This is a genomic window from Pediococcus damnosus (assembly GCF_001437255.1).
Lineage (GTDB): Bacteria > Bacillota > Bacilli > Lactobacillales > Lactobacillaceae > Pediococcus > Pediococcus damnosus.
Genome location: NZ_JQBD01000186.1, coordinates 1 through 551 on the forward strand (window position 1 = coordinate 1; position 551 = coordinate 551).

Genomic DNA, 551 nt, shown 5'->3' on the forward strand with positions numbered 1-551 from the left:
ATATTGGGGTTTATCTATCAACGGACAAAGTCCCTTCGCTTAATAACCTCATCTTGCCTTTTATCTAAAAAGTAGGTATATAAAGCGTCATATACTTTGCGCTTTTCTGGATCTGGCTCATGTAATGACTTATCAAGTAAATCTTTTAAATCAGTTTCTTTGGCAATTTCAAAAAAGTCATTAATTGTGATTGTATCTTTCATGTTCATCACACTTCCAAGTTATTAATTTATTTAATCTGATAAGCCATTAGTCCTCATCTGGATCATTGAGCCAATCAGCGACTTCTTTAGCGTCTTTGAACTCTGTTACTGGTGTCTCTTTGGTAGCCTTTAAAAGGCTTAAATTAGCTCTTTTGGCTTCGCTCAGGGCTGGTTTAAACGGTAATGCTGCGTCAGCTACGACCCGCTTATAAAACATATTGATCGCGGTAGTTGGGTTTAGGCCTAACTGGCTTAAAACGGCTTCGGTATTATCTGCCAATTCTTTGTCAATCTGGACTTGTACGCGTTTCTTTTCCTTAACTGCCATGATTTTCTCGCCCCCCCTTT

At 38.5% G+C, this 551-nt stretch carries 2 protein-coding genes; both read right to left on the reverse strand.

All coding sequences use genetic code 11. The features are described 5' to 3' along the window. Positions 1–17: 17 nt before the first annotated feature. Complete coding sequence (locus IV84_RS10580; RefSeq protein WP_056986640.1) at positions 18–203, reverse strand: hypothetical protein; 186 nt, start codon at positions 201–203, stop codon at positions 18–20. Between the two features lie 46 nt (positions 204–249). Continuing rightward, complete coding sequence (locus tag IV84_RS10585) at positions 250–531, reverse strand: type II toxin-antitoxin system RelB/DinJ family antitoxin (RefSeq protein WP_056986641.1); 282 nt, start codon at positions 529–531, stop codon at positions 250–252. Positions 532–551: the final 20 nt, after the last annotated feature.

Coding starts and splice junctions, on each gene's coding strand:
- IV84_RS10580 (WP_056986640.1), bottom strand. CDS start 203: ATGAAAGATACAATCACAATTAATGACTTTTTTGAAATTGCCAAAGAA.
- IV84_RS10585 (WP_056986641.1), bottom strand. CDS start 531: ATGGCAGTTAAGGAAAAGAAACGCGTACAAGTCCAGATTGACAAAGAA.